Consider the following 4,543-nt stretch of genomic DNA (forward strand, 5'->3'; position numbering starts at 1 on the left):
AGATCGCAGCCTCGCTTCGCTCGGTAGCTCCTACACGGGGCACGTCCAATCCGCTAGTCTTGCCCCATTCCTGGAAGGAGCTGCCCATGTTCGAATCCGCTGAAATCGGTCACGTCGTTGATAAAGAAACCTTTGAGGCAGAAGTCCCGGCGCTGCGTGAAGCGTTGCTCGAAGCGCAATTCGAGCTGCACCAGCAGGGCCGCTTTCCAGTCATCGTGCTGATCAACGGCATCGAAGGCGCGGGCAAGGGCGAGACGGTGAAGTTGCTCAACGAATGGATGGATCCGCGACTGATCGAAGTGCGTACCTTCGACCAGCAGACCGATGAAGAGCTGGCGCGGCCACCGGCCTGGCGTTATTGGCGGATGTTGCCGGCCAAGGGGCGCATGGGGATTTTCTTCGGTAACTGGTACAGCCAGATGTTGCAGGGGCGGGTGCACGGCGAGTTCAAGGACCCCCGGCTCGACCAGGCGATCAACGGTGCCGAGCGCCTGGAAAAAATGCTCTGCGATGAAGGCGCGCTGATTTTCAAGTTCTGGTTCCACCTGTCAAAGAAACAGATGAAGGCCCGTCTCAAGAGCCTCAAGGACGACCCGCTGCACAGCTGGCGCATCAGCCCGCTGGATTGGCAGCAGTCGCAGACCTACGACAAGTTCGTCAAGTACGGCGAGCGGGTGTTGCGCCGCACCAGTCGCGACTACGCGCCGTGGCACGTGATCGAAGGCGTCGATGCCTGTTACCGCAGCCTCGCGGTCGGGCGGATCCTGCTCGAAGGCCTGCGCCAGGCCTTGGATCGGCCGAAGGTCAAGGCGGAAAAGGCCAACGTGGCACCGTTGCCAGCGCTGGATGACCAGGTGACTTTGATCGACAGCCTGGACATGACGCTGCGCCTGGACAAGGCCGACTACGAAGAGCAATTGATCACCGAGCAGGCCAGGTTCGCCGGCCTGCTGCGGGACAAGCGCATGCGCCGGCATGCCTTGGTGGCGGTGTTCGAAGGCAACGATGCGGCGGGCAAGGGCGGGGCGATCCGGCGAGTCGCGGCGGCGCTCGATCCGCGCCAATACGGCATCGTGCCGATTGCCGCGCCCACTGAGGAGGAGCGTGCCCACCCCTACATGTGGCGGTTCTGGCGACATATTCCGGCGCGGGGCAAGTTCACCATGTTCGACCGCTCCTGGTACGGCCGCGTGCTGGTGGAGCGGGTCGAGGGCTTTTGCAGTCGCGCCGATTGGCTGCGGGCCTACGGCGAAATCAACGACTTCGAGGAACAATTGGCCGACGCCGGCGTGGTCGTCGTGAAGTTCTGGCTGGCGATTGATAAGGAAACCCAATTGGAGCGGTTCCAGGAGCGCGAGGAAATCCCCTTCAAGCGCTTCAAGATCACCGAGGACGACTGGCGCAACCGTGACAAATGGGACGCCTATCGCTCGGCGGTCTGCGACATGGTCGATCGCACCAGCACCGAAATTTCGCCTTGGACCCTGGTGGAAGCCAACGATAAGCGTTGGGCTCGGGTCAAAGTGTTGCGCACGCTCAATGATGCCCTGGAGGCCGCGTTCGAGCGTTCGGCCAAACAGGTGCGCAAAAAGAAATAGCCCGATGGGCACGCATACGCCAGGTGAATGATTGTCGCGTTCGGTCATGGGGTGGATTTATCCTCGATTCCACTCTTAACCGATAACAAAATGAGGTGCCGCCATGCGTGAAGTGGTGATCGTCGACAGCGTACGGACCGGATTGGCCAAGTCCTTTCGCGGCAAGTTCAACATGACCCGTCCGGACGACATGGCGGCGCATTGCGTCAATGCGTTGCTGGCGCGTAACGACATCGACCCGGCCAGCGTCGAGGATTGCATCGTCGGCGCAGGTTCCAACGAAGGTGCCCAGGGTTTCAACATCGGGCGCAACGTGGCGGTGCTCTCGCAGCTGGGTATCGGCACGGCCGGGATGACCCTCAACCGTTTCTGTTCTTCGGGCCTGCAAGCCATCGCGATCGCCGCCAACCAGATCGCCTCGGGTTGCAGCGAGATCATTGTTGCCGGTGGTGTCGAGTCCATCAGCCTGACGATGAAGAGCGTCAACACCGACAACCTGATCAATCCACTGCTCAAGGAGCAAGTGCCGGGGATCTATTTCCCCATGGGCCAGACCGCCGAGATTGTCGCGCGCCGTTACCAGGTCAGCCGCGAGGAACAGGACCGCTACGCTTTGCAGAGCCAGCAGCGCACGGCCCGGGCGCAGGCGCAGGGATTGTTCAATGATGAAATCGTGCCGATGACGGTGAAGTATCGGGTCGAGGACAAGAACACCGGCGCCGTGCAGATCCTGGACGGCGTGGTCGACCGCGATGACTGCAACCGTCCCGATACCACCTACGAAAGCCTGGCCGGACTCAAGCCCGTGTTCGCCGAAGACGGCTCGGTGACGGCGGGCAACTCTTCCCAACTGTCCGATGGCGCTTCGATGACGCTGGTGATGAGCCTGGAAAAAGCGCTGGCCCTGGGGCTCAAGCCCAAGGCGTTTTTCCGCGGCTTTACCGTGGCCGGTTGCGAGCCGGACGAGATGGGCATCGGCCCGGTGTTCTCAGTGCCCAAGCTGCTCAAGGCCAAGGGCCTGCAGATTGGCGACATCGACCTGTGGGAACTCAACGAGGCGTTTGCCTCCCAGTGCCTCTACAGTCGCAACCGGCTGGAAATCGATCCTGAAAAATACAACGTCAACGGCGGCTCGATCTCCATCGGCCACCCGTTCGGCATGACCGGCTCTCGGCAAGTGGGGCATCTGGTGCGGGAACTGCAACGGCGCAACCTGCGCTATGGCGTGGTGACCATGTGCGTGGGCGGCGGGATGGGGGCGACGGGGTTGTTCGAGGCGGTTCGATAGCCGCTGACTTCAGCAGCTATCGTGGCAAGGGAGCTTGCTCCCGCCCGGCTCTGTAGGAGCTGGGTAGGAGCTGGCGAAGCCTGCGATCTTTTGATTTTGATCTTTGATCCTTCTCTTGAGATTCAACTACCTAAGGAAAGATCGCAGCCTCGCTTCGCTCGGCAGCTCCTACAGGTACCGGTCCGGCGGGAATAGGCTCCCTTGACGCGGGGGCTTCGAACCTTTCTGCCGGCGGCTTGGCCAGCAGCATCATGCGCTGAATATAGGCCGCCACTTCCTTCTCCGCTGCCTCACGAGTCTCGAACGGACCTTCCTGGGTGCCTTCGCGCGTATTGAAATAAAACTCGCCGTTTACCCGACAAATCCGGTCGCTGCGGAATACTGTCTTTGGGGCGTCTGTATCGTGGGCGCGCGTTCCTGGCATTTCGGGTCTCCATAAGGGGCTGCTGGTTGTCTCAATTGAGCATATGTGGAGTCGGTGATTTGCGCCTGCCCAGCCGATCGACGGCTACGACCCATACAATTCCATCTGCGGCGAATGCCCAACTGTGCCTGTGTGCACCGATCCATCCGGGCCTAGAATGGGCGTTCATGTCTTGGCTTCGAGGGTTGCATGCACATTTCGTCCGGTCGCTGGGTCTACGGGTTATTCCTTGCCTTGTTGACCGCCCTGTTGTGGGGAATCCTGCCGATCAAGCTCAAGCAAGTGCTGCAGGTGATGGACCCGGTGACGGTGACCTGGTTTCGGCTGCTGGTGTCCGGTGGCCTGCTCTTCGTCTACCTGGCGGCCACCAGGCGCTTGCCCAGCCGCAAGGTGCTCGGGCCCCGTGGTGGTTGGCTGGTGGCGATGGCGGTGTTGGGGCTGGTGGGGAACTACGTGCTGTACCTGATGGGCTTGAACCGCTTGAGTCCCGGCACCGCGCAACTGGTGGTGCAGATGGGCCCGATCCTGTTGCTGGTCGCCAGTCTGTTCGTGTTCAAGGAGCGTTTCAGCGTGGGGCAGGGCATCGGCTTGCTGGTGCTGCTGATCGGTTTCGCACTGTTCTTCAATCAGCGCCTCACTGAGCTACTGACTTCCCTGAGCGACTACACCGCTGGCGTCTTGCTGGTGCTGTCGGCCTCGACCGTCTGGACGTTCTATGCTCTCGGCCAGAAACAACTGCTGACGGTATGGAATTCGTTGCAGGTGATGATGGTGATCTACCTGTTCTGCGCGCTGTTGCTGACGCCCTGGGTCCATCCGCTGGAGGCGCTGCAACTGACCCCCTTGCAAGGCTGGCTGTTGCTCGCTTGCTGCCTCAATACCTTGATTGCGTATGGCGCGTTTGCCGAAGCGCTGGCCCACTGGGAAGCCTCGCGGGTCAGCGCAACCCTGGCGATCACGCCGTTGGTGACGTTCGCCGCCGTGGCGATGGCTGCCTGGTGGTGGCCCGATTATGTTCGTGCCGAACAGATCAACCTGCTGGGGTATGGCGGGGCAGTGTTGGTGGTGTTGGGGTCGGCCCTGGTCGCATTGGGCCCATCGCTCATCGCCGGGCTCAGGGCCCGGCGTGAGCGTTTGGCTGTCAGCCGCTAGACCGCTGAGGGAGCGAGGTGGCTGTCAGGTGCGGTGATATCGAGCCTGCCGCTGCCGGCGCCATCGCGAGCAAGCTCGCTC

General features: G+C 61.6%; 3 protein-coding genes and 1 pseudogene. 3 read left to right on the plus strand and 1 reads right to left on the minus strand.

Going from position 1 to position 4,543, the window contains the following annotated elements; all coding sequences use genetic code 11:
• Positions 1–86: 86 nt before the first annotated feature.
• Positions 87–1,598, plus strand: a complete 1,512-nt coding sequence (gene pap, locus OC610_RS21750; RefSeq protein WP_264430674.1) for a polyphosphate:AMP phosphotransferase — start codon at positions 87–89, stop codon at positions 1,596–1,598.
• Positions 1,599–1,701: 103 nt separating this feature from the next.
• Positions 1,702–2,886, plus strand: coding sequence for a thiolase family protein (locus OC610_RS21755; RefSeq protein ID WP_264430676.1), 1,185 nt, complete (start codon positions 1,702–1,704; stop codon positions 2,884–2,886).
• A gap of 235 nt (positions 2,887–3,121) precedes the next feature.
• On the opposite strand, the pseudogene OC610_RS21760 reads toward OC610_RS21755, so the two are convergent.
• Positions 3,122–3,310: pseudogene (locus OC610_RS21760) on the minus strand (DUF6316 family protein); the annotation flags it as partial.
• Between the two features lie 189 nt (positions 3,311–3,499).
• On the opposite strand from OC610_RS21760, the gene OC610_RS21765 reads away from it, so the two are divergent.
• Complete coding sequence (locus OC610_RS21765) at positions 3,500–4,462, plus strand: DMT family transporter (RefSeq protein ID WP_264430678.1); 963 nt, start codon at positions 3,500–3,502, stop codon at positions 4,460–4,462.
• Positions 4,463–4,543: the final 81 nt, after the last annotated feature.

This window comes from Pseudomonas agronomica (assembly GCF_025917275.1).
GTDB classification, from domain to species: domain Bacteria; phylum Pseudomonadota; class Gammaproteobacteria; order Pseudomonadales; family Pseudomonadaceae; genus Aquipseudomonas; species Aquipseudomonas agronomica.

Bases quoted from the DNA above. Each gene is read 5' to 3' on its own strand.
- pap (WP_264430674.1), top strand. From the start codon at position 87: ATGTTCGAATCCGCTGAAATCGGTCACGTCGTTGATAAAGAAACCTTT.
- OC610_RS21765 (WP_264430678.1), top strand. From the start codon at position 3,500: ATGCACATTTCGTCCGGTCGCTGGGTCTACGGGTTATTCCTTGCCTTG.
- OC610_RS21755 (WP_264430676.1), top strand. From the start codon at position 1,702: ATGCGTGAAGTGGTGATCGTCGACAGCGTACGGACCGGATTGGCCAAG.